Source organism: Paracoccus sp. S4493, from assembly GCF_000967735.1.
In the GTDB taxonomy this organism is placed as follows: Bacteria; Pseudomonadota; Alphaproteobacteria; order Rhodobacterales; family Rhodobacteraceae; genus Paracoccus; species Paracoccus marcusii.
Genome location: NZ_JXYF01000332.1, coordinates 1 through 381, shown reverse-complemented (window position 1 = coordinate 381; position 381 = coordinate 1). Strand labels below are relative to the sequence as shown.

Genomic DNA, 381 nt, shown 5'->3' with positions numbered 1-381 from the left:
CCCGCCTGTCCGGTGTGCGGACCCGGCTGGTCAAGCTGGCGGTTTATGCCATCTCGGGGCTGACCGCGTCGCTGGCCGCCATCGTGCTGACCGGCCGCCTGATGAGCGGCCAGCCCAACGCCGGGGTGGGATTCGAGCTGGACGCCATTGCGGCGGTCGTCCTGGGCGGCACGGCCATCGCCGGTGGGCGCGGGCTGATCCTGGGCACGCTGATCGGCGCGGTGCTGCTGGGCATCCTGAACAACGGCCTGAACCTGGTGGGCATCAACCCCTACATGCAGGACGTCATCAAGGGCCTGATCATCCTGCTGGCGATCTATATCGGGCGGGAATGGCGCTGATGGACCGGTACCTGATCGGCATCGACGTCGGCACCGGATC

General features: G+C 68.0%; 1 pseudogene. It reads left to right on the top strand.

The features are described 5' to 3' along the window. Positions 1-341 (top strand): annotated as a pseudogene (locus TW83_RS17530) (ribose ABC transporter permease); the annotation flags it as partial. Between the last annotated feature and the right edge of the window lie 40 nt (positions 342-381).